The sequence below is a fragment of the Pantoea sp. E956-1 genome, assembly GCF_982223955.1.
In genome coordinates, this window is the sequence record NZ_CEUYZP010000079.1 from 1 (window position 1) to 435 (window position 435).

1 protein-coding gene is annotated in these 435 nt (G+C 57.0%); it reads right to left on the reverse strand.

Translation table 11 applies throughout. The features are described from left to right. On the reverse strand, positions 1 to 435 hold a 435-nt coding region (locus tag AC0T7J_RS25350), incomplete at both ends, for an amino acid ABC transporter permease (RefSeq protein WP_473798541.1).

Genomic DNA, 435 nt, shown 5'->3' on the forward strand with positions numbered 1-435 from the left:
TTCGTAGGTTTTGTAATAGAGCGCGATGTAGCTTTTGGTGGTGTAGAGGATTTCCGGCACCGCTACCGCCGAGACCACGGTGGTTTCCTTCAACAGGAAAATGAAATTGGCGAACAGCGACGGCAGGCTGAGAATCCCCGCCTGCGGCAGGATCACATAACGAAGTAATTGCCCGTGAGACAGGCCAATCGACCGCCCGGATTCCAGTTGCGCCTGGGGCACAGCATCGATGCCGGCGCGCAGCACTTCGGTGAGATAGGCGCCACCAAGGAAGGTCATGGTGATGATTGCCGCAGTGAAACCGGAAACCTGGATCCCCACCGCCGGCAACGCGAAGTAGACGAAGAACAGCTGAATCAGCAACGGCGTGTTGCGCGCCAGCTCTACGTAGAGGCCGACCAGTTTTTGCAGGTATGGCGTGCGAAACACCAGAAT